The sequence below is a fragment of the Pseudomonas sp. DCA-1 genome (assembly GCF_046523955.1).
GTDB classification, from domain to species: domain Bacteria; phylum Pseudomonadota; class Gammaproteobacteria; order Pseudomonadales; family Pseudomonadaceae; genus Aquipseudomonas; species Aquipseudomonas putida_Y.
The window spans coordinates 2,510,807-2,533,180 of the sequence record NZ_CP169881.1 but is presented as its reverse complement, the minus strand read 5'-3'; the positions used below and the strand labels follow the sequence as shown (position 1 = coordinate 2,533,180).

Annotated in this window: 22 protein-coding genes; 12 read left to right on the top strand and 10 right to left on the bottom strand. The window is 61.5% G+C overall.

Features of this window, described 5'->3' with window-relative positions; genetic code table 11:
• Positions 1-35 precede the first annotated feature (35 nt).
• The 11 genes from ACE4QZ_RS11860 to ACE4QZ_RS11810 all read left to right on the top strand — a co-directional run bounded on the left by ACE4QZ_RS11860 (position 36) and on the right by ACE4QZ_RS11810 (position 10,984).
• Positions 36-770, top strand: coding sequence for a methyl-accepting chemotaxis protein (locus tag ACE4QZ_RS11860; RefSeq protein ID WP_407726699.1), 735 nt, complete (start codon positions 36-38; stop codon positions 768-770).
• A 245-nt stretch (positions 771-1,015) separates the two neighbouring features.
• On the top strand, positions 1,016-1,582 hold the full coding sequence (pnuC, locus tag ACE4QZ_RS11855) for a nicotinamide riboside transporter PnuC (protein ID WP_021782352.1): 567 nt from the start codon (positions 1,016-1,018) through the stop codon (positions 1,580-1,582).
• Positions 1,579-2,148 (top strand): AAA family ATPase, encoded by a 570-nt coding sequence (locus ACE4QZ_RS11850; protein ID WP_021782351.1) that lies wholly within the window; start codon positions 1,579-1,581, stop codon positions 2,146-2,148. Before pnuC ends, ACE4QZ_RS11850 begins: the two co-directional genes overlap by 4 nt.
• A gap of 291 nt (positions 2,149-2,439) precedes the next feature.
• Positions 2,440-2,877 (top strand): hypothetical protein, encoded by a 438-nt coding sequence (locus ACE4QZ_RS11845; RefSeq protein ID WP_021782350.1) that lies wholly within the window; start codon positions 2,440-2,442, stop codon positions 2,875-2,877.
• Position 2,878: 1 nt separating this feature from the next.
• The gene (locus ACE4QZ_RS11840; RefSeq protein ID WP_103444514.1) at positions 2,879-3,457 is read left to right on the top strand and encodes an adhesin; all 579 of its coding nucleotides are present in this window, start codon (positions 2,879-2,881) and stop codon (positions 3,455-3,457) included.
• 49 nt (positions 3,458-3,506) lie between these two features.
• On the top strand, positions 3,507-4,958 hold the full coding sequence (locus ACE4QZ_RS11835; RefSeq protein WP_103444515.1) for a heme utilization protein: 1,452 nt from the start codon (positions 3,507-3,509) through the stop codon (positions 4,956-4,958).
• A gap of 61 nt (positions 4,959-5,019) precedes the next feature.
• On the top strand, positions 5,020-5,700 hold the full coding sequence (locus ACE4QZ_RS11830; protein ID WP_021782347.1) for a C39 family peptidase: 681 nt from the start codon (positions 5,020-5,022) through the stop codon (positions 5,698-5,700).
• A gap of 45 nt (positions 5,701-5,745) precedes the next feature.
• Entirely contained in the window at positions 5,746-6,498 is a 753-nt protein-coding gene (locus ACE4QZ_RS11825) for a hypothetical protein (RefSeq protein WP_021782346.1), read from the top strand.
• A 46-nt stretch (positions 6,499-6,544) separates the two neighbouring features.
• Positions 6,545-7,825: a hypothetical protein gene (locus ACE4QZ_RS11820; protein ID WP_028697226.1), complete on the top strand. Its 1,281-nt coding sequence runs from the start codon at positions 6,545-6,547 to the stop codon at positions 7,823-7,825.
• 135 nt (positions 7,826-7,960) lie between these two features.
• On the top strand, positions 7,961-10,162 hold the full coding sequence (locus ACE4QZ_RS11815; RefSeq protein ID WP_279934763.1) for an LTA synthase family protein: 2,202 nt from the start codon (positions 7,961-7,963) through the stop codon (positions 10,160-10,162).
• A gap of 93 nt (positions 10,163-10,255) precedes the next feature.
• A complete protein-coding gene (locus ACE4QZ_RS11810) occupies positions 10,256-10,984 on the top strand; it encodes a DUF899 domain-containing protein (protein ID WP_021782344.1) in 729 nt (242 codons plus the stop codon).
• Positions 10,985-11,420: 436 nt separating this feature from the next.
• Here the strand turns inward: ACE4QZ_RS11810 and ACE4QZ_RS11805 are convergent, their stop codons facing one another.
• The 10 genes from ACE4QZ_RS11805 to xerC form a co-directional block, all read right to left on the bottom strand.
• On the bottom strand, positions 11,421-13,889 hold the full coding sequence (locus ACE4QZ_RS11805) for a phosphatidylinositol-specific phospholipase C domain-containing protein (RefSeq protein ID WP_223271106.1): 2,469 nt from the start codon (positions 13,887-13,889) through the stop codon (positions 11,421-11,423).
• 263 nt (positions 13,890-14,152) lie between these two features.
• On the bottom strand, positions 14,153-14,776 hold the full coding sequence (ureG, locus tag ACE4QZ_RS11800) for an urease accessory protein UreG (protein ID WP_279934764.1): 624 nt from the start codon (positions 14,774-14,776) through the stop codon (positions 14,153-14,155).
• A gap of 11 nt (positions 14,777-14,787) precedes the next feature.
• Positions 14,788-15,462 (bottom strand): urease accessory protein UreF, encoded by a 675-nt coding sequence (locus ACE4QZ_RS11795; protein WP_021782342.1) that lies wholly within the window; start codon positions 15,460-15,462, stop codon positions 14,788-14,790.
• Entirely contained in the window at positions 15,462-16,007 is a 546-nt protein-coding gene (locus ACE4QZ_RS11790) for a HupE/UreJ family protein (RefSeq protein WP_021782341.1), read from the bottom strand. Before ACE4QZ_RS11790 ends, ACE4QZ_RS11795 begins: the two co-directional genes overlap by 1 nt.
• Before the next feature lie 18 nt (positions 16,008-16,025).
• Positions 16,026-16,529, bottom strand: a complete 504-nt coding sequence (ureE, locus tag ACE4QZ_RS11785; RefSeq protein ID WP_021782340.1) for an urease accessory protein UreE — start codon at positions 16,527-16,529, stop codon at positions 16,026-16,028.
• A gap of 9 nt (positions 16,530-16,538) precedes the next feature.
• Positions 16,539-18,242 carry an urease subunit alpha gene (gene ureC / locus ACE4QZ_RS11780; RefSeq protein ID WP_053870397.1) on the bottom strand — a complete coding sequence of 568 codons (1,704 nt, stop codon included), beginning with the start codon at positions 18,240-18,242 and terminating at the stop codon, positions 16,539-16,541.
• Positions 18,239-18,556 (bottom strand): urease subunit beta, encoded by a 318-nt coding sequence (locus tag ACE4QZ_RS11775; protein ID WP_010953752.1) that lies wholly within the window; start codon positions 18,554-18,556, stop codon positions 18,239-18,241. Before ACE4QZ_RS11775 ends, ureC begins: the two co-directional genes overlap by 4 nt.
• Before the next feature lie 19 nt (positions 18,557-18,575).
• Positions 18,576-18,878 carry an urease subunit gamma gene (locus ACE4QZ_RS11770; RefSeq protein WP_003253929.1) on the bottom strand — a complete coding sequence of 101 codons (303 nt, stop codon included), beginning with the start codon at positions 18,876-18,878 and terminating at the stop codon, positions 18,576-18,578.
• A gap of 9 nt (positions 18,879-18,887) precedes the next feature.
• Entirely contained in the window at positions 18,888-19,721 is an 834-nt protein-coding gene (locus tag ACE4QZ_RS11765) for an urease accessory protein UreD (RefSeq protein WP_021782338.1), read from the bottom strand.
• 278 nt (positions 19,722-19,999) lie between these two features.
• Positions 20,000-20,914 (bottom strand): tyrosine recombinase XerC, encoded by a 915-nt coding sequence (gene xerC / locus ACE4QZ_RS11760; protein WP_021782337.1) that lies wholly within the window; start codon positions 20,912-20,914, stop codon positions 20,000-20,002.
• A 215-nt stretch (positions 20,915-21,129) separates the two neighbouring features.
• Here xerC and ACE4QZ_RS11755 point away from each other — a divergent pair, with 215 nt between their 5' ends.
• Positions 21,130-22,311 carry an NnrS family protein gene (locus ACE4QZ_RS11755; RefSeq protein ID WP_103444517.1) on the top strand — a complete coding sequence of 394 codons (1,182 nt, stop codon included), beginning with the start codon at positions 21,130-21,132 and terminating at the stop codon, positions 22,309-22,311.
• Positions 22,312-22,374: the final 63 nt, after the last annotated feature.

The window sequence follows — 22,374 nt, the reverse complement described above, 5'->3', positions numbered from 1 at the left end:
CCGCACAACAGCGCAGTGCCCAGCAATCGCTACAGATGGACCAGGTGGCCACTGCAGTCAATGAGGTGACCTACGCCGTGCAGGACGTGGCCAAGACCGCTGAACAGGCCGCCGGAGAGATGCGCACGGCACAACAACAAGTGACCCACGGCCAGCAGGCCATCCACGGCAGCCTGGCGCAGATCGACCGCCTGTCGCTGACCATCGATCAGGCCGTACAGGTGATTCGCGACCTGGCCGGGCACAGCACACGCATTGGCGGCGTGCTGGACGTGATTCGTTCCATTGCCGAACAGACCAACCTGCTGGCGCTGAATGCCGCCATCGAGGCGGCGCGGGCCGGCGAGCAAGGCCGAGGCTTTGCCGTAGTCGCCGACGAAGTGCGACTGCTGGCCCAGCGTACAGCCCAATCGACGGCCGAGATTCATACCATGATCGAGCACCTGCAGAGCCAGTCGGACGCTGCGGTCAAGGCCATCGATACCAGCAGCGAGGCATCGCGCCAGACCGTCGAACAGGCACGCGAGGCCGGCGCCAGCCTGGACGCCATCAACCAGGTACTTAACAACCTCACCGCATTGAATGCCTCCATCGCCAGCGCCACCTTGCAGCAGTCGCATGTGGTCGAAGAGATCAACCGCAATGTACTGGATACCGCCGGGTTGTCGCAGCAGACCGCCGATGCGGCGCGCCAGTCCAGCGATGCCGGGGTGGCGCTGGGGCAGTTGAGCGTGGAACTGGAGCAGTTGTTGCGCCAGTTCCGGGTCTGAGAACAAGCCCTTGTTGGGAGCGGGCATGCCTGCTCCTGCAGGTATCGAGTGACCTTGAGGCCTGCGCTGCGCCTGTGGGAGCGGGCATGCCCGCGAAGGAAGCAACGCGGTGGGCGGCACCGGCGCTGCCGGTGTTCGCGGGTGAACCCGCTCCTACCAGGGGGCATCCCGCCGCTGCGCCCTACACCTTCCGCGGCCGACCCGCTACAATCGCGCCCCTCCCCCGTAGCCTCCAAGGATCGCCGATGTCCGGCCTTGAACTCATTGCCGCCGTCCTCGGCGTAACCGCTGTCTGGCTCACGGTCAAGCAGAACGCCTGGTGCTGGCCTATCGGCCTGGTCATGGTGCTGATCTATGGTTGGCTGTTCTACGAGGTAAAGCTGTATTCGGGCATGTTGCTGCAAGTGGCCTACGCCATCCTGCAACTGTACGGCTGGTGGCAGTGGAAACGCCCCGACCACGCTGAAGACGCCCGCCAGGTCTCCCGCCTGCAACGCCCGGCATTGTTCACCGGCCTGACCGCCGGGGTGCTGCTGAGCGCCGCCCTGGGCGCAGCCATGGCCAACTGGACCGATGCCGCCCTGCCCTGGCTGGACGCCACCCTGACCGGCTTCAGCCTGGTGGCGCAACTGTGGATGGCACAGAAACGCCTGCAGTGCTGGCCACTGTGGGTCGTGGTCGACATCATCTATGTGGGCCAATACCTGCATCAGCAGCTGTATTTCACCGCAGGCTTCTTTGCCGTGCTCACCTTGATTGCTGTACGCGGCTGGCTGGAATGGCGCCGCGACCCGGCGCTGGTACAGCCATGAGTACGCAACAAGCCATGAAAGTGCTGGTACTGTGCGGCCCGGAATCCAGTGGCAAAAGCTGGCTTAGCGGGGTGATCCAGGCACATTTTGGTGGCGTGGTGGTGGGCGAGTACGTGCGCCACTTCATCGACCAGCAATGCCGTGACACCTGCTATGCCGATATTCCCGCCATCGCCCGCGGGCAATTGGCATGGGAGGACCGTGCGCGCGAGCAGGCGCCACCGCTGCTAATTCTCGACACCCACCTGCTGAGCAACATGCTTTGGAGCCGCGCGCTGTTCGACGACTGCCCAACCTGGCTGGAAGAAGCCCTGCTGGCACGGCGTTATGACCTGCACCTGTTGCTCAGCCCGCAAGGGGTGGACTGGATTGCCGATGGCCAGCGTTGCCAACCCGACCTCAGCGATCGTCAACGCTTTTTCGACGACAGCCTGGCCTGGCTGAAGCGGCATAACCAGCCGCGCCAAATCCTTAATGGCAATTGGCCGCAGCGCCAATTGCTGGCCTTGCAAGCGGTTGCTACGCTGCTTGGTGGCGATGCGCCAGCCTTCCCGACCGAGTGTTAAACCACTGATACATACCGCTGGGGCAAACCCCCCGAAATTGCGGGGTTCCCCCCCCGCCCAGGGCCAGTGTCAAGCGCGTGAAACACACTTGCAAAAACCCTTCCAATCAAGGCCGCTGCTGCCTTTGCCGGCAACGCTCAAGGCAGGCTGTTTCACTAATGAGACATGCAAGCGCCGTATTTTGTCAGCCTCTTGCCCTAACTATCTGACCTGAAAAGGATTCTAAAAAGCGGCACACCTTCTGCTCTGTCGTTCGCATTGCTGACCAGGGCCAAAGAAGGAGTTGCCGCCGTGAGGAAAAGTGACAAACGCCTCTATCACCTATTACTGGTGGGTTGTGTACTGGGGTCACTAAGCCTGACGGCTCAGGCGGACAAGGGGATCATCATCATCAAGCGCGATGTGCAGGTGCGCAACGCAACCATTCCCCCCCTGATCCCAGACCCAAGCCCTACCACCGTCAATGCCAACCCGTCGGCCTACGTGCTCAAGCAAACCAGCGAGCTGAGTGATGGCGACTTCGCCAGCGTCAGCAGTGGCGCAGGCATCAGCAACATGATCACCCAGCAGACCAACAACCTGGGTGGCAACCTCGGCAACCAGAACCAGCTTCCCAACTTGGCGGGCGGACGCGGTACGGGGTCGGGTAACGGTATCTCGAACATGGTCAACTCAAGCGTGCAGCGTGGCCTCGCGCCGCTGCAGATTCTGACCGGCGGGGGCAAGTGAGATGAAGCGCACATTGCTGATGCTGGCCGCCCTTTGCACTGCACCGGCCTTCGCGCAATCCCTGGTTCCCGTCATCAATAACGCCTATATCGACAGCTCCGGCAGCCGCTATCAGGGCAACCTCTCTGTCAACCAGGCCGCTGGCGACAAACAGCAGCAGGTCAATGCGCGTGCCATCGCCGTCGGCCCCGAAGCCCATGCAAGTACCCAGATCCGGCAACGGCTCAACACGCCCGCCGACCCCGCAATGGACGCCCGCTCGACCATCCAGGGCACCGCGTTCAGCAACGGCAGCGGCGCCCTGGGGGTCAACCAGAGTGCAGGCGCCAACACCCAGCAAGCCAACGCACTGAACATCAGCATTGGTGCGCAGCCGCAAAGCATCGACGACAGCGTCCTCATGCAACAGAACGTGGCGCTGATCAACAACTCCGGAGCAACTGACATTCCAGCAGGCTATCGCCAGGTCACCACCAGTGACCAGGCCTTCACCGGTAGCCGGGGGGTGATCCAGTTGAACCAGAGTGCCGGGGTGGGAAACCGAATGGCCAACACCTTGAGCATCCGGGTCGCGGATTGACCCTGCAGTTAAGAACGACACTTAACCTAATAGCGTACGGAGAATCACCATGAAACCCTCGATGGCAATCAAGCCTCTGGTTTTCGCAATTGCTGCGGTCATGGCTGTTGCTGTACAAGCTGGGCAAAATGATCGGCGTAATGACCACCATAACGGCCACCATAACAATGGTCATCACACGCCTCCACCCACCAAGATCCCTGTGTATGCAACGGCCAATGCCTGGGATACCCAGACCAGCACGCGTAACCGCATCACCAACCAAGGCACCATCAACGATGCCGAGATGAGTGACTCTGGCACCGGCTCCAGCGGCAACGTTGGCATAAACGTGGCGGCCGGTAACGGCAACCAGCAAGATAACGCCGCCGCCATTGCCAACGCAGGCTCCGACTCGAGCCTGGACAACAGCTTCGTGTTCGGCATGGCCAGTGCCACGGCTGACGTTGTGCAAACCAGCAGAAACAACCGGGTCGACAACTATTCGACCCAGTCTTCGGCTGTGATGAGCGGTTCAGCCAGCGGGGCTGAGGGCAACATTGGCATCAACATTGCCGGTGGCGACCTCAACCAGCAGAAAAACACCATGGCCATCGCCAACACCGGCGCCCCGTTGGGTAACGCCACCGCCACCGCTTCGGCCAATCAGGACGGCCCAGGCCTGATTGTAAACAACAGCGCTGACCGCACCTACCGTGTGGATACGATTACCATCACCAAGTCGGCCAGCGGTTCAAGCTCGCGTGATGGCTCGTTCAACTCGTCCGACGACCGCAGCTCGTCCTCGAGCTTCCGCCTTGCCGGTGCGCATAGCGCCAGCTCCAGCGGCTCCAGTGGCTGGAACTCCAGCGGCTCGCAATCCAGCAACGCCAGCGGCTCCCACAACTCGAGCGCAAGTGGCTCGAGCGGCTGGGGTGCCAGTGGCTCTGCCAGCGGCAGCCACAGCGCGTCGAGCAGCGCCAGCCTGTCAGCTTCGCTGGACGCTGCAGCCAACGCCACGAGTACCCATACCACCGACTATGGCCGTTACGAGCGCAGCCACACCAACTCCTTCGATGGTTCGCTGAGTGCGTCGCTGGATGCATCGGTCGACAAGTCGCACGAAAGTGCATACGACTCGTCGTTCGAGAAAGCATTCGACTCCAACTACGACAAGTCGCATCAATCGGCGTATGACAAGTCGAAAGACTCTTCGTATTCCAAGTCTCACGACTCTTCGTACGAGAATGCTTCAGCGTCCGATTTCTCGAAGTCTGGCGAGCAATCGAAACAATCCTCGAACGACGTTTCGAAGAGCTACAGCGAAAGCAGCGCTTACGACTTGAGCAATACTGTGTCCTTCCAAGTGCTGACCCCGACCGGCTGGGCCAACCCAGTTACCAACACTGCAACCCTTAGCGGTTCGGTGAATGGTGGCAGCGGTAACCTGGGCGTGAACGTAGCAGCCGGTGTGGGCAACCAGCAAAGCAACTCGCTGGCCATCTCCAACACCTCGTTCTGACCGCTGTGCTTGAGGCCCCCTTCGGGGGGCCTTTCTTCAACACACCGTAAGGCACCCGATCATGCGTATTTTCGCCTTGGCGTTTTTGCTGTGCCTGGCCAGCGTGAGCGAAGCTGCACAAATGCCCCTGTCCGTCCTGCCGGGCGGCGCCGTGGTGTTCAAACCGATCCAGAGCTTGCGTGAACGCAAGTTCGCTGACCTGGTGCAACAAAAGACCGACTTCAGCTGCGGCGCCGCCGCGCTGGCAACCATCCTGCGCCAGGCCTACTGGCTGGATGTGGACGAACATCAGATCATCGAAGGCATGCTGGCCCACGCCGACCAGGACCTTGTGCGCACGCAAGGCTTCTCGATGCTCGACATGAAGCACTACGTCGAAAGCCTGGGGATGCGTGCCCGCGGTTACCGGGTGGCGCCCGAAACCCTGCACAGCGTGCGCATTCCCGTCGTGGTATTGATGGATGTGCGCGGCTACAAGCACTTCGTGGTCATGCAGAAAGTCGACAAAGGCTGGGTGTACATCGGTGATCCGGTGCTGGGCCACAAACGATACAAGGTCGATGATTTCCTCAAGGGCTGGAACGGCATCATCTTCGCGGTGATCGGCCAGGGTTACGACAAGAACAACATCCTGCTCGACCCGCCCATGCCACTGACCGCCAAGGGCCGGGTGAACAACTTCACCCCCGTGCAGGACTCAGAGTTGCTGGACTTCGGCTTCATCAGAAGCGACTTCTTCTAACGACTGTTCTAATGACAAGGAGCATGATGCTCCAGGGAGCATTTCATGAAGACTTCATTGTGGTTGGCCATGGCCTGTCTGGCAGCCAGCCTGCCCAGTCACGCAGAGGCATTCAAACCCATCGAACTGAAGGACCAGGAGCTGGCGAACCTGCGGGGCCGCTATGTGATGCCCGGACGAATCGTGAGCTTCGGTATCATCATGTCCAGCACCTGGCAAAATGCCAAAGGGGATGTGATCGGGGCAACGTCCACGCTGCAGGTTCAGCAATCGACCATCAAGCCCCAGTTCTATGTATCGATGATTGATAAAAAAGGCGCAGGTACGGCACCGAACAGCGCTTCTGCTGCCGGGACTGGCGTGGTAACGGGCGGCAACGGCCTGACCACCACCGAAGGTGTGACCCAGGTGGTGCGTGCAGCCGGTGACAACAACGCCGCTTACAACAACGTCGATATCAACGTGACCAAAGCCAACCACGCCCCCGCCGTACAACAGCACGGCCAGGTACTGGCCGCCGGCCAGACTCTGGTCGGGGAGAATGGCGCCGGCGCACTCAGTGTGTCTTCCAGCGGTGTGGGCGTGCAGCTCAACATCAATGCCAGCAACAACCAGGGCAGCAGCGTGCAACGCCTGGCCCAGGGTGGCTTGCTGCAGAACTCGACGCTGCTCGGCAACGGTAACCTGGTCAACAACGTCACCAGCCTGAACGTTGTCATGCGTGAGAGCGTGCCTACAGCGGCTTCGCTCAGCGGTAGCCTCGACCAGCTCAAAGGTCTTCGCACCTTCGGATACTGATCTACGCTCAGTCTCATCGAAAGTAGTTGGAAGGGACGGCAACTCCATGTACCGATCTTTTACGCTCAGAGCTTTTGTGTGCTTGACTGCCTTGGCCCCAGCCACAGCACTTTACGCAGCCGCCGACCCACAGGTCGAAGCGCTGAAACAGGAACTGATTGAACTCAAACGCCGCTATGAGGCACAACAACAGGCACTGATGGTGCTGGAGCAACGTGTGCGCCAGGTCGAGGAGACCCCTGCTGCAGCGCCGCCCAGACGCCTGGTCAGGTCTCCCGCCGAGGGGGTAAAAGGTGCGCAAACCGTCGCTTCTGGGGCTCCGGGCACTACAGGTAGCTCCTACGGCCAGGCGCTGACGGCCGACTCCCAGCCGGCGCAAAGCGTTACCAACCTGTATGACGAAGCCAGCGGATTCTTTGGCGGGGGCAAGTTCAGCTTCGAAACCGGCCTCACCTATACCCATTACGATACCCGTGCGCTGACCCTCAATGGCTTCCTGGCACTGGACTCGATCTTCCTCGGCAGCATCAACCTCGACCGGATCAAGGCTGACAACTGGACCCTGGACATGACCGCGCGCTATAACCTGGCGCAGCGCTGGCAGTTCGATATCAACGTCCCCGTGGTCTACCGCGAGTCCACCTATTCGTCTGGCGGTGCAGGGGGGGCCGGGGCAACCACTTCCGATGCCACCGTGACCCGCGACCCGGAAATCGGCGATATCAACGTCGGAGTGGCCTATAAATTCCTCGACGAGGACGAAACCTGGCCGGACGCTGTGGCTACCCTGCGAGTAAAGGCACCGACCGGCAAGGACCCCTATGGCATCAAACTGCGCGAAGTGGACGGCAACAACAACCTCGCGGTACCGGAAAGCCTACCGACGGGCAACGGTGTATGGTCGATCACACCGGGCATCTCACTGGTCAAGACCTTCGACCCGGCTGTGCTGTTCGGCAGCCTGTCCTACACCTACAACATGCAAGACTCGTTCAGCGACATCAGTCCACAGGTGAACAGCAAGGTGCCGGGTGACGTCAAGCTCGGCGACTCATGGCAGATCGGCGGCGGCATCGCCTTTGCCCTGAACGAAAAGATGAGCATGTCGTTCTCGGTGTCCGACCAGTTCGCCCGCAAGAGCAAGATCAAACCTGATGGCGGCGACTGGCAATCGATTTCCAACAGTGACTACAACGCCGCCAACTTCAACATTGGCATGACCTTCGCCGCCACCAACAACCTGACCATCGTACCCAACCTGTCCATTGGTCTGACCGATGATGCACCTGACTTTTCCTTCAGCCTGAAATTCCCTTATTACTTCTGATAGTTGCCATCGGCCGGGGCTGTGCGAACAACCCCGGCTTTGGTTACCAACCTTGTAATCGACCGCCTTCCCTGCCCTGGCCTGTTATCATCAAGCACAGATGCATGACGATTTAATGGCAAAAGGGAAGTTTTTGTGAAGAACCTGTCCGACCACCCACGCACCCGGTTTGCCGCTTTGGCGGCCCTGGTGTTGGTGATCCCACTGGGTACGCGCGCCATGCTGGGTTGGTCCAACCCGTTCGGTTACCTGTCCGACCTCGCCCTTGGCAGCCTGTTGATCGTGCTGCTACACCGCAGGCCGTGGTGGCTTGCGCTGCCCGTGCTGCTGGCCTGGGCGGCGCTGTGGGTGGCCTCGGCCGAACTGGTAAGCGCAGTGGGCCGACTGCCCACCAGCGCCGACCTGAACTACCTGTTCGACCCGCAATTCATGGAGAATTCAACCGGTGGCGGCCTGGCCCATGCCTGGCTGCCCTGGGCCCTGGGTGGCGGCTTGCTGGCTTGGCTGGCCTGTGCGTGGCGCAGCCGTGCACAGGCCAGCCAGCCACTGCCGCGCACGGCCTGGGCCATACCCGTACTGCTGTTTGGCGCGCATTGGGGCAGCCAGCAGTTGCTACCTTCCGATGCCGACCAGTGGCGGCAATACAACCTCCCCCACCAGTTGATGTCTGCCGGGGTCGGTAACCTGCAACGCCAGGTCGAAGGCTGGATGGGCCGCACACAAACCTTCACCCCGCTCGCCAGCAGCGGCCTGACTCAATCCGACCTGCATGGGCAAAGGCTGCTTGCCGGCCCGGGAAGCGCCCGCAACTTGCTGGTGATTACCATGGAAGGCATCCCCGGCGCCTACCTGCGGCCTAACCGCCAGGCGCTGAACAGTCGTTTCAATGAGGACTTGATGCCCAGGCTCAGCAAGTGGGCCGAGCGCGGCATGAACACCCCAGACTACGTGCTGCACACCCACCAGACCATCCGTGGCCTGTATGCGATGCTGTGCGGCGATTACGACAAGCTGGCCAATGGCACGCCCAAGGGCGTGGAACTGCTGACCCAGAACGAACGCAACCAGGCCTGTCTGCCGGCACAATTGCGCCAGGCCGGTTTCACCACCCACTACCTGCAAGGCGCGGGCCTGCGCTTCATGGCCAAAGACCGCATCATGCCGCACATCGGTTTCGATTCGGTGCATGGTCAGGAGTGGTTCAGCAACAAGAACTACCTGGACTTCCCATGGGGCAAGGATGACCGCGCCTTCTTCGAAGGCGCCCTGGGCTATGTGGGCCAGTTGCAGAAGCAGGACAAGCCATGGATGCTGACGCTGCTCACCGTGGGCACCCACCAGCCCTATTCGGCGCCGGCCGAGTACCTCAAGCGCTACGACACACCGAAACAGGCAGCGGTCGCCTACCTGGATGACGCGGTCGGGGCATTTCTAGACAATCTCGAGCGCCAGGGCGTCCTCAAGGACACACTGGTGGTGCTGACTTCCGACGAGTCCCACGGCATCGATGGCGTGCGCCTGGCCTCGTCCTGGGGCTTCAACCTTACCCTGGCGCCAGAGCAGGCCCAACTGCCAACCATCAAGCGCGGTACTTACGGTCACATCGACCTGGCCGCCTCGCTGCTCGACTACTTCGCACTGCCCATTCCTGTCGCGCTTGGCGGCCGCTCGTTGTACCGCGACTACGACAGCGGCCGAGAGATGATCTCTTACACCAACGGCATGCTGCGCTACCACAACGGCCAGGGCCTGTTCACCGAATGTGACTTCCAGCAGCGCTGCCGGCGTTATGCCAGTGAAGGCTTCATCGCCGACCAGGCCCGCTACCTCGGTCCGGCCGACAGACTGCTGGGCCAGCAGATCAGCGCCCTGGCCGGGGTGCTCGACCAATCCTTGCTGCAAACCCCGCTCAACCTGCGTTACCAGTTCGGCGGCCCTTCACCGATCAAGTTGCGCAAGCGCATTCACGATGACTGGGCCGACAACCTGATTGGCGCCCAGTACCTGGAAATGCCTGAAGGCTCGCACACCCGCGTGCGGGTCAAGGTACGCTCGCTGGACCCCAAACGTGTGGCCTATATCCGGCTCAAGGCCAAGCAGTTGGAACAAGACGTGCCGCTGGGCCTGCCAGAAGAGGTGAAGGTCACCGCCGACGCGCCCCTGGAGATGGAGTTCAGCTTCGACAACCCGACCGAGCGCAAGGCGTTTTCCTTCCATTTGCTGGGCTATGGCGGCGGCAAGGTAGAAGTCAGCGACTTCAGCGTAATCACCGCCCTGCCTGGCGAGGATGACGGCGCCGATGAACTGGCCGAGGGGCATATCGCCCATTCGGGCTGAGCCGGTACCGCTCATCGCCCGGCCACCGGTGCCTGTCGATTCGACCCGGTCGTACTCGACCAAGGTGTGAATCCCCAGCGAGGAGACAGCACCATGAGCACCAGCGCAAGCAGGCACCCGGTGGTTTCCCGCAGCCAGTGGCTGGCGGCTCGCCAGCAACTGTGGCTGCACGAAAAAGCGTTTACCCACCACCGCGACGCGCTAGCTGCAGCCCGTCGCGCCTTGCCTTGGGTAAAGGTCGAGCAGGATTACCGCTTCTTCGGGCCAGACGGCGCGTTGAGCCTGGCCGACCTGTTCGCAGGCCGCAGCCAGTTGCTGCTTTACCACTTCATGTTCGCCGAGGGCTGGAGCGAGGGCTGCCCCGGCTGCTCTTTTCTGGCCGATCACTTTGACGGCGCCAACCTGCACCTGGCACACCACGATGTGTCGCTGGTGGCGGTGTCTCGGGCGCCGTATGCCGAATTCCAGGCATTTCGCCAGCGCATGGGCTGGCAGTTCCCGTGGTATTCGTCGAATGGCAGCGACTTCAACGAGGACTTTGGCGTCAGTGTCGGCCGTGAAGGCCAGCGGCAGTACAACTATGAGCCGTATGAGGGCAATGAAAGCGAGCTGCCCGGCTTGAGTGCATTTTTCCGCGAAGCCGACGGCAGCGTCTACCACACCTACTCAACCTACGCCCGCGGGCTGGACATACTGGTCAACACCTACAACTTCCTCGACATTGCGCCACTGGGGCGCAACGAAGGTGGGACCATGGACTGGGTGCGGCACCATGACCGCTATGAAGGGCACCCGGAAAAGCCTCACTGTTGTCACAGATGATGCAGGCAACACGCACCTGTGGGAACGGTTTTACCAGCGAACACCGGCAGAGCCGGTGCCATCCACCGCGTTGGTTTCTTCGCGGGCATGCCGCAGGGTTAGGCATTAACGCTGATGGTTGCCCGCAAAAACGCGTGCATATTTACCACATGTTGCACCGGGACAGGTTCGAGGGCGTACTGGCCGCAAGCGAACAGTTGCCGCTTCACGCTGAACTGGCGGGGGCCAAGAGCGGCGCTCTTCTCCCTCGCCAGTCAAACGCTGCTGGATACCTTGATGCAGGTGCACGCTGACGCGCCGCCAGCCGAATTTACCGGGAGGATAATCGGGCTGCCCTTACCCACCTGAGTGGTAGAACAATCAACGGAGCCACCAGTTGCTCGCCGAAAGTCAACACACTGCGCGTTTCGCGACAATACAGAAAATAGACGTTGTATTATTCAGCGTCCACTTTGCCGTATTGAAGCAGATGCAACCATCTTATTTTGGCATTGGTGCCTATCCATCGTATCTCCCGGACGCCTTTGGGTAGACTAGTAGGTACATCCGACAGCAACGGCACCTCAAAGCCATCACCTTCAAAGTCTTTAGAGATGATGTATTGCCTGAAGCACAGCAACCCCAACCCGCCAAAGGTAATCAACCTGTTACGATTGTACGGCCGCGCCGCGAAACGCACGCTTCCGCCCTCGTTGCTGATGGCGGTTTCCCTCCAGAGTGGAATCAACGAACCGAAAGGTAATTTTTTGCGGACCGGGTCACCGTCAAATAATGGCAGTGGATACATATTCACGTTGACTCGCGCCCCAACGGGTGGTTCCACTTCATCGCCTTCGTCGCGCCGTGAAATATTTGCGAGGTTTTGATTGACAATGGAGTTGACATACCCCGGCGTCACAAAATCCAGCAATACCACCTGCGGGGCACTCCAGTTAGCCGGGTAGCTATTAAGATTGTGTGCCAGTTTTTCATTGATGACTTTCGCCATTTTTTCGACCGAATCCGCCCCGCTCTGCGGGGTGCGAGTCCAGTTGAGCATGAAGCCGACGCCATATTCACCCGGCACATGCCTTGCCCACTTACCCAACTGATCTTCAATCACAGCATCTGTGTCTTTCGAATTAGCGTAGTCATCCACAATTTGATACGCATCCCAAGAATTTGGACCCTTTGTTTTTCTATAAAAACCTGAGTCAGGCGCATCCATCAACCCTTCACTGACCACCAGCATTTTCCCGCGCAAATCCTCCAGGATAAATTGGTTCACCGGTTTGCGCTCACCCGGTTCGGCACTGACTTTGTGCAGACGATTCGCATGGCGATTAATCATCGTTTGAATGGCTGAGACGTCAGCGTCGGGTATATGCGTGAAGCTCAAGATCACGAACTCTCCGCGATTTTCTGTCAAGAACGTGTCAACGGAGGTGAGTACTTCGTCGAGCGTCGCGCCGTCGCATCCCGGCCCCGCGCCGGTGCCTGTCCGATGGTAACAAAGCAGTTGACCATCAGCGCGAGCGACCCGGATATCCAGGTAACGAACACCCATCCGGAGTTGCTCCGCAATGGAGGCGCGTTGCGCTCTAGATGCTGCCTCACCAAAGCCTCCCCCGGTGCAATTATGCAGTGGGCCATACATGCCAGCGTTATGGCTGCCGGGAAGCACCATATCTTGCACGCGAGTCGTACCTATCAATCTGGTCATCCACGCCTCGGTGGGCAGCGCATTTAGCGATCCCTCGTATACGAATATTTCGTCGTCCGTGAGCGGCTCTCCGCCGCGCTGAAAATACATCGAGGCATCAAACTCCCCGTACGGCGTCGGCGCCTTACCCTCCACTCGAACCCAACGCTTACCATCGTCCGGGTTGCGGGCACCAATGGCGCCGAACCACCAGTTATTTGATGTTCCTGTATGACCTTGAGCGATGAAAACGTCCTTGAATACCAGCGTTTGGTCCATGCCACTGAAACTACCGCCCGTCACGGTCAGTTTCAACGTGCCTTTGAAACCAAAATTGAGTTTATCGGGAGCATGCCCGAACGTATTCTCGGAATCACTGATGTAGCTACTGAACCAGTTCGCGACAGCGTCCGTACCGTGCCGCCCCACCTTGAAGCTCATAGTTCCATTGCTGGAGAAACTTCTTGTAAACGGTGGGTCGATATAGTTATCAGGATCTTGGCCACTGGAAACCTTCGCCGACGTAATTTCGTAGGAGCCGTAAACAATCTCGTTAGCCGTTCCAAAGGGTTGGCCATATTTGGACCGGAAATGCACCTTGTTATCGTGATACGTCTGCTCCACGTCTGCCTGCGGTTGAACTGCCTCGGCTCGCGCCTTTTTCCCGGCGCGCAGTACCAAAGGTCGAAATGCCCAGGTCGCGCCAAGCGTACTCAACTCTTCAAAATTACAAGCCCCGTGGACAATTCTATCCTCAGCATCCCTAATCCAATAGGGAAGAGCGAATTCATAGTCCGAAAGATCACCTGTAAAACCATCAGCGTACAGACTGAACCTGACACCTGACCCGTCGTGATATAAAATCTCCCAACCATCGGCGTATTGTGCTTCTGACTGACCGTCAGTCTGCAGACTGTGCTTCACGAAGGGTGAATTGGTATCGCTCAACGGAGCACTTTCACTAGCTGCGAAGGGTGCTGCATTCATTGTGGGCCTGGCCGTTCCAATCCTTCGCCTCCAACGGCCATCAGGGTTGGTAAGTGTCACTACCTCCATGTCAAACATACCAGGCCTGACAAGCATGGCCGGACGTTCAATTTCTTCGAATTCGCCCCAGTCCACCGGGTCTGTACATTGCTTAGGGGTGTAGACACGGATGAGCACGTCCCCGGAGGGGCTGATATAACTGATCTCTTCGAATTCGTCGCTCGCCAATTCAGTCATGACCATCCACCTGCTTCCGTTATAGGGGATGTCAGCATTGCACTCGGCAAGCACAGGCTGCTACTGGCAAAAATATCAGTTCTGGGGCTGGGAAATAGCAAACGCGAAGACGAAAAAAACCCCGGAAAGCCTTGAGCTACCGGGGCCCGTGCCCTTGGCCATCGACAAGCAACTGTTGCCAGCGTTGGCGCAGTTCAACAAACGCGCGTAATTCATTTACCACCGGTCCCTTCGCGGGACAAGCCCGCAGGGACCTCGATCTGTCAGGCTCGCGCACCCAGCATCCCGCGCTCGACGATAAAGTCGATCACCGCCTGCAACCCCTCGCCCTTCTTCAGGTTGCTAAAGGTCCAGGGCCGCTGCGGCCGCATGCGCTGGGTGTCGCGTTCCATCACTTCCAGTGAAGCCCCTACATAAGGGGCCAGATCGGTCTTGTTGATCACCAGGAAGTCGGACTTGGTAATGCCTGGGCCGCCCTTGCGCGGGATCTTCTCGCCCTCGGCCACGTCGATCACGTAGATGGTCAGGTCGGCCAGCTCCGGGCTGAACGTAGCGCTGAGGTTGTCACCGCCGCTTTCCACGAAAATGACTTCGAGGTTACCGAACTTGCGCGCCAGCTCTTCGACTGCCGCCAGGTTCATAGAGGCGTCTTCACGAATGGCCGTGTGCGGGCAGCCGCCGGTCTCCACGCCGACGATGCGCTCCGGCTCAAGGGCGCCGGCCTCGGTGAGAATACGCTGGTCTTCCTTGGTATAGATATCGTTGGTAACCACGGCAATCTGGTAGTGATCGCGCATGGCCTTGCACAGCGCTTCCAGCAGTGCGGTCTTGCCAGAGCCGACTGGGCCGCCGACACCGACGCGCAGGGGTTGTTGATAGCTTTGCATGCAGGCAGTCCTCAGGAACGGAACAAACGGGTGTATTGGGTTTCGTGACGCGATGAAGCGATGGCCAGCAGCGGCAGGCCGCCGCCAAGCTGGTCATCGCCCAGGGCCAGTGCCTGGTCCAGTGCAGCGGGCAAGTCGGCGCCGAGATCGCGCAGCAAGGTCTGGGCAGCCTGCTGGCCGAACGGCACCAGCTTGACCCCGGCCATGACTGCGCCCTCCAGCCAGGCAAAGCCATGGCCCAATGCCAGTTGGCGCAACGGGATGGCCCAGTGCGCGGCCAGCCAGGCCATGCCGCCCAACTGGGTCAGCTCAAGGCTGGTGCGCCAGGCCGGTGCCTGGCCCAGTTGCCAGCCGTCAAGCAACCGCGCCAGCGCCGCGCCGCGCTGCTGTTCTTCCAGGCGCAGCTCGGCGGTTTCGCGGTTGGCCAGCAAGAACCGGCTCCAGTGGCCGAACGCTTCGGCGTCCTCGGCCTGGCAGGCGTGATACAGACGCGCCAACACCGGCCAGTCAAGGCAAGCCAAGGTGTCGTGAAGCTGCTCACGCTGCCAGCCGGCAAAGCTGTCCACGCCGCGAACCCAGCCGGCCTCAACCGCCCACTCCAGGCCTTGCGAATAGGTAAAACCACCCACTGGCAAGCCGGGGCTGGCCAACTGCAGCAGGCGCAGCAGCGCCAGGTCGCTGTTCATCAACCGGCCAGCACCAGCGCGGCGCCGGCCAACAGGCCACCGCCAAAGGCCTTCTGCAGGCCGCTGTGGCGGCGCAGCAGGCAACCGATTGCAAAGCCTGCCGCCAGCAGCAAGCCGCTGACCGCGACAAACCCCGCGCTGAATTGCCAGAAAGCGCTCGGCGTGGCTTCCACGCCATGGGCCCAGCCATGGAACAAGGCGAACACCGGCATGGCCATGGCCAGCAGCAACTGGCGGCTCGGCAGCAGTACCGCCCCGGCAGCCACCAGCAGCGACACGGCAATCAGGGTCTCCATGCCCAGCACATCGCCGAACAGGTGACCGCACACGGCACCACCGAACATGGCCGCCAGAGTAGCCAGGGGCAACGTCAGGTTGCGCCGGGTCAACGCGGCGAGCACGCCGGTGCCCAGTAGCATCAGCAGGTGATCAAGCCCGGTCAGCGGGTGCAGCAGGCCGTCCTGCAGCGGGTTGCTGTCATGGCCTGGGTGGGCGAAGGCTGGCAGTGCCAGCATCAACAGAAACAGGGCGAAAGTCTTTTTCATCGGTTGCTCCAGGGCAGTTCAGGAATGGGCAGGCAGGCGAACGAACGGGTGATCGTGGCCATGGGCATGACTGTGGCTGTGGCCATGCGGTGCACTTTGGTAGGCGCCCGCTTCAGGCTCGAACGGGGCCTGTTCGGCCTCTACCGTCAGGCCCAGCCCCCGCAGCATGTCGTCCAGCACATGGTCGTGCTGGAAGCGCAACAGCCCGGGTTCGATCTGCAGCGGCACATGGCGGTTACCCAAATGGTAGGCGGCGCGGGCCAAGAGGTGTGGATCGGTACAGCGCACCGTGGACACCGCTTCGGGCGCCGCCAACACGCGGATCAGCTGAGTGCCCTCGGCATCGGCCAGCAATTCACCTCCGCGCAGCAGGTGGCCGCGCTCCAGCATCAGCCCGGCTTCGCGGCCATCGTCCAGGGTTACTCGCAGGCGGCTCTTGATACGGCTGTCCACGTCGAGGGTGACAGTGCCACTGACAACCCGCGTGCCGGGTTCGGAGATACGGCGGTTCAAGACAATCATGGGTGCTCCTCAGAACAGGAAATAGCGCTGGGCCAGCGGCAGTTCGCTGGCCGGTTCGCAGACCAGCAGCTCGCCATCGGCACGCACCTGATAGGTCTGCGCATCGACTTCGATCAGCGGCTGCAGGGTGTTGTGGACCATGTCCGGCTTGCGTACCCGCCGGCAGCCGTTGACCACCCCAATCAGGCTGCGCAGGTTCAGCTCCTCGGCCAACCCGCGGTCCATTGCCGCCTGAGGCAGGAATGTCATGCGTGTGGCATGCCGCGCCGCACCCAGCGCGCCGAACATCGGCCGATAGTGCACCGGCTGGGGGGTGGGTATGGAGCCGTTGATGTCGCCCATGGGTGCGGTAACGATCATCCCGCCCTTGAGCACCAGGGCCGGCTTGACCGCAAAGAACGCTGGCGACCACAGCACCAGGTCAGCCAGCTTGCCGACCTCCACCGAGCCCACTTCGTGACCGATGCCGTGGGTGAGCGCCGGGTTGATGGTGTACTTGGCGATGTAGCGCTTGACCCGGAAGTTGTCGCTGTAAGGGGTGTCTGGTGCCAGCGGCCCGCGGCGCAACTTCATCTGGTGCGCCACCTGCCAGGTGCGCAGCACCACCTCGCCAACCCGGCCCATGGCCTGGGAGTCGGACGAGGTCATGGCAAAGGCGCCCATGTCGTGAAGGATGTCCTCGGCAGCGATGGTTTCGCGGCGAATGCGCGACTCGGCAAAGGCCACGTCCTCGGCGATGCTCGGGTCCAGGTGGTGGCAGACCATGAGCATGTCCAGGTGCTCGTCCACGGTGTTGATCGTGTAAGGCAGGGTCGGGTTGGTCGAGGATGGCAGCACGTTGGCCTGCCCCGCTGCACGGATGATGTCCGGGGCATGGCCGCCTCCTGCACCTTCGGTATGGAAGGTGTGGATGGTGCGGTCGCCGATGGCCGCCAACGTGTCTTCGATACAGCCCGACTCGTTGAGGGTGTCGGTGTGAATCGCTACCTGGATATCCATTTCCTCGGCCACGCCCAGGCAGCAGTCGATGGCCGCTGGCGTAGAGCCCCAGTCTTCATGCAGTTTGAGCCCGACAGCACCTGCGGCAATTTGCTCGCGCAGTGCCTCAGGCCGTGAGGCATTGCCCTTGCCGAGCAACCCGATGTTGATCGGCAAGCTGTCGGCGGCCTGCAGCATGCGCGCAAGGTACCAGGGGCCGGGCGTGCAGGTGGTGGCATTGGTGCCGGTAGCCGGCCCGGTTCCGCCGCCGATGAACGTGGTGACACCGCTGTTCAATGCCTCGTCCACCTGCTGCGGGCAAATGAAGTGGATATGCGAATCGACGCCCCCGGCGGTGACGATCTTGCCCTCGGCCGCGATTACCTCGGTCCCTGGCCCGACCGGCACGTTCACGCCCGGCTGCACATCGGGGTTGCCGGCCTTGCCGATCAGCGCGATGCGTCCATGCTTGATACCGATGTCGGCTTTGACGATGCCCCAGTGATCGATGATCAGCGCATTGGTCAACACCAGGTCCATGGCCTCGGCCGCCAGCATCTGGCCCTGCCCCATGCCATCGCGAATGACCTTGCCGCCGCCGAACTTCACCTCTTCGCCGTAGATGGTGAAGTCTTTCTCGACCTCCACCCACAACGCAGTGTCGGCCAGGCGCACGCGGTCTCCAACCGTGGGCCCGAACATGTCGGCATAGGCCTGACGGGAAATACGGCTCATGCCCTGCCCTCCAGCGCGCCCATCACTTTGCCCTGAAAGCCATAGACCTCACGCTTGCCGGCGTAAGCCACCAGTTGCACGGTACGCGCCTGACCCGGTTCGAAGCGCACGGCAGTGCCGGCCGGAATGTCCAGGCGAAAGCCCAGGGTAGGCGCACGGTCGAACACCAGCGCGTCGTTGACCTCGTAAAAGTGGTAGTGCGAGCCGACCTGCACCGGCCGGTCGCCATGGTTGGCCACGCTGACGCTGACCGTTTCTCGGCCACTGTTCAACTCGATGTCGCCCGCGGCGACCTGGATTTCACCTGGGATCATGCAATGCTCCTTGGCGGTTTCAGACGATGGGGTCATGCACGGTCACCAACTTGGTGCCATCCGGGAAGGTCGCTTCGACCTGCACGTCGTGAAGCATCTCAGCGATACCGGGCATCACCTGCTCACGGGTCAACACTTCGCGCCCCAGGCTCATCAGTTCGGCGACTGTGCGGCCATCGCGGGCGCCTTCGAGCACTGCGGCGCTGATCAGCGCCACGGCCTCCGGGTAGTTGAGCTTCAGGCCACGGGCCAGACGCCGCTCCGCCAGCAGCGCAGCAGTGAACAGCAGCAGTTTGTCTTTCTCTCTCGGGGTAAGCTCCATGGCGCTCTCTCAGGTAGCCCAGATACGCGGCGGGCAGGCTGGCAGGCCGAGGATGGCCGGACGCAGCACATGCCACAGGCGTTGCAGGGTGCGTTGCAGGTGTTGGTTGTCATGGTCGAGCAGGCGGATCACCAGCAACGACCCAAGCAGGGTCGCACCGGCCGGGTTGCCCAGTTCATCGAGCAGCGGGCGAACCTGCTCCAGCACGGCCTGATCGGCCGGTGCGGCACAGAAGGTGGCGAGTAGCGGATGCCCACCAAGCTTGTCCAGGTGCCCGCCTTCGAGACGCAGGCGCTCATGCAGGCCTACCTCGTCAGGCAGTACGATGTGCAAAAGGCTGTCGAGGGCGCCGTGGTCGAAACGCTCGTGCATGACCGGGCGGCCCAGGCACAGGGTTTCCCAGGCCAGCAAGCGGGCGCCCGGCTCAAGGGTAAAACGGCTGGCGAGGCTGGCGCGGGCGCCTGAGAAGAAGATGCTGTCCTGCGGCAGCCACTCCAGGGTGCTGCCCGCGGCCAGGTGAAAGCGCTGGGCCAACCGCGCGGTCGGGCCGATGCTGCGATAGAACTTGCTGGCGCCAGGCATGGTCAGCAGCGCATGGCTACCCGGCTCCAGGTGAATGTCCAGTTCCAGACGGTCGCCGGCGACGATGCCGCCCGGCGGGTGCAAGACATAGACATGGCATGGCGCACCCTCCGGATAAAAAGGCCGCTGCACCAAAAGAGGTCCAAAATGCCTCCACGCACCAAGGCGGGTCACGCTGTCACGCTGCACAAAGCGCAACTGCAGGTGAGCACTCCAGCCTGCATCGTCTTGTTGTTGTTCGATCTGCTCCGCGAGCGACATCCTGCGGCCCCTGAAATCCGTGGCCTGCTGGCCGTTTAGAGGGTCTGGCGCGGGCGGCTGCTAGCGCGCACGGCCTGACCACTCGATCAAATTCGCAGGCTGGATATAGCAGGTTGCGGGCCAACTCCGCAGGTGAAGGATGATGAAACTTATGCTGCGGCCGCTCTGGCATCGGGCATACGGGGGGATGGCGCACAAAGCAGGGGCGTGCGCCGGCCCTGTTTCGGTGCCGGCGCCCGTGAGAATGGGGCAGCTTTGCAGCCCCTGAAAATCAAACCTCAGTAATCGAAGCGGTCAACGGCACGCCGACGCTCGTTGTCATCACGCCGGTCATAGATGGCCGTGGTCTGGATATTGGCATGGTGCGCCAGCTTCTGCGCAATCGACAGGTCGTGCTCTTCGATCACCCGGGTGATAAATGCCCGGCGAAAATCGTGCGGCATGATCTTCACCCCCACCTGCGCGCCGCGCTGGCGGGCAATGTAGTAGATCGCATGCTTGGTAATGCGCGCACGGGTAATGTGGCTGCCGCGACGGATGCGGTTGAACAAAAACGGGTCGTCCTCCGCCCCGGCAGGCAGGTCCTGGCGGCGCAGTTCAAGCCACGCCTGCAGCTTCTCGAATGCCCACGGCGGTGCATACTTGACCAGCTGGTGGTTGCCCTTGCCCACCACTTGCAGGCTGCGCGCCTCGAAGTCGACCTGGTCGAGGTCGATGTCGACCGACTCCGACTTGCGCATGCCGGTGCCGTACAGCAAGGCAATGATCGCCGCATCACGTACCCCCTGTGGCCGCGGGTCTGCTGCGCACACATCCATCAGCTCGCGGATCAGGCTGCGGCGCAGGTTGCGCCCTGGCGGCAGACGGGAGCCTGTGGCCGGCTTGACCTCGCGAATGCGCAACAACTGCTCGTGGTCGATCAGGCCCTGACGCCAGGCCTCGTTCATCACCCCGCGAATCGCGTTGACGTACAGCGACGAGCTGTTGGGCGCGTAACCATCAGCACGCAGGGCTGCCACCAGTGCAATCACATGGCCCGGCTCAAGCCGATGCCAAGGCACATCGACGATGTTGCAGTCGACGAAACCTAGCCGGTCGGCGGCGTCCTGAAGAATGTAGCGCATGGTTTGCTGGCTGGATGGGGCCAGACGGGCCATGTACTGCAGCAGCGGATTTTTCGAGAGGTCGGACAAAACGTGAATCCTGTAGCGAAGCGTCAGCCGGCACTGAACCAGGCAAACCCTGAAGCAAGTCAAAACGACATACAAGCCAGTCCGAATGACTGCAAAACGCGCATGTCATTCGGACCCTGAGAAGTGCCATCACCTTGATATTCAAAGGCTTTGCAACTGGCACGGATCGTGATCTTACCCCAATTGAGGCCTACTGAACGAACCAAGGACCGCCCATGCTCTTGCAACCCACTGCTTCACGCCCGCGCCAAGCCATCTGGGGTTTGGGTTTTCGCCCGTTCTTCCTGGGTGGCAGTTTGTTTGCGCTGATCGCCCTGCTGTTGTGGGCCGGCGTACTGGCCGGGGCACTGGCCCCTGCACCGCCCGGCGGCATGCTCGCCTGGCACCGCCACGAGATGCTTTACGGCTTCGCCGCCGCCATTATCGCGGGTTTTCTGCTGACCGCCGTGCAGAACTGGAGCGGCATCCCAGGCTTGAGCGGGCGGGCGCTGCAGGGTTTGTTCCTGCTTTGGCTGCTGAGCCGGCTGAGCTGGTTTCTGCCACTACCGGGTAGCATGCTGATACTGGTCGAGGGCAGCTTCCTGCCATTGGTGGCACTGAGCCTGGCACGACCGATCGTGCAACGGCGCCTGCGCAACAACTACCCTATCGTGGTACTGGTGCTGTTGATTGCCGCCTGCCAGTGGTTGACCTTGGCCGGCTGGTTGCAGCAGGACGAACTGTGGCAGCGTCGTGGAATATTTGCCGGACTGTGGCTGGTGACGGCGATGATGACCGTGCTCGGCGGCCGGGTCATACCATTTTTTACCCGCCGTGGCCTGGGTCACCTTGGCGCGGCCCCCGCCCGTCCATGGCTGGACCGTGCCTGCCTGTTGCTCAGCGTGGCAGTACCGCTGGCGTTTGCCACCGGCCTGGCCGATAAGCCCCGTGCCAGCCTGGCGGTGCTGTTTTTTGCCTTGTTCGCGCTGCACGCGGCCCGACTGCTGCTGTGGCACGATCGTGGCCTGTGGCGCGTACCGTTGCTGTGGTCGCTGCACCTGGCCTACGCCTGGATCGCCCTGGCCTGCCTGGGCATGGCGCTGTGGCACAGTGGGGTGGCCCTGAGCCCAAGCCTGGTGACCCACGCGCTGACCGTTGGCGCCATGACCGGGCTGATCCTGGCCATGATGGCGCGGGTCGGCCTGGGCCACACCGGCAGGCCATTGCAGGTACCGACCAGCATTGCCTGGGCCTTTGCCCTGATGCAACTGGCGACCCTGGCCCGGGTGATTCTGCCGCCGTTTACATCGTTGGGGGTAAGCGTTTCTACACTGTGCTGGAGCCTTGCATTGCTGCTGTTCCTGCGCCATTACCTGCCCATCCTGCTGCGGCCCCGGGCAGACGGAATGCCTGGTTGACGCGCTTGGGCCGCCTTGCGGCGGTGTGCCATGAGGGGAGCTGGGTGGGTGGTTTGCTCACCC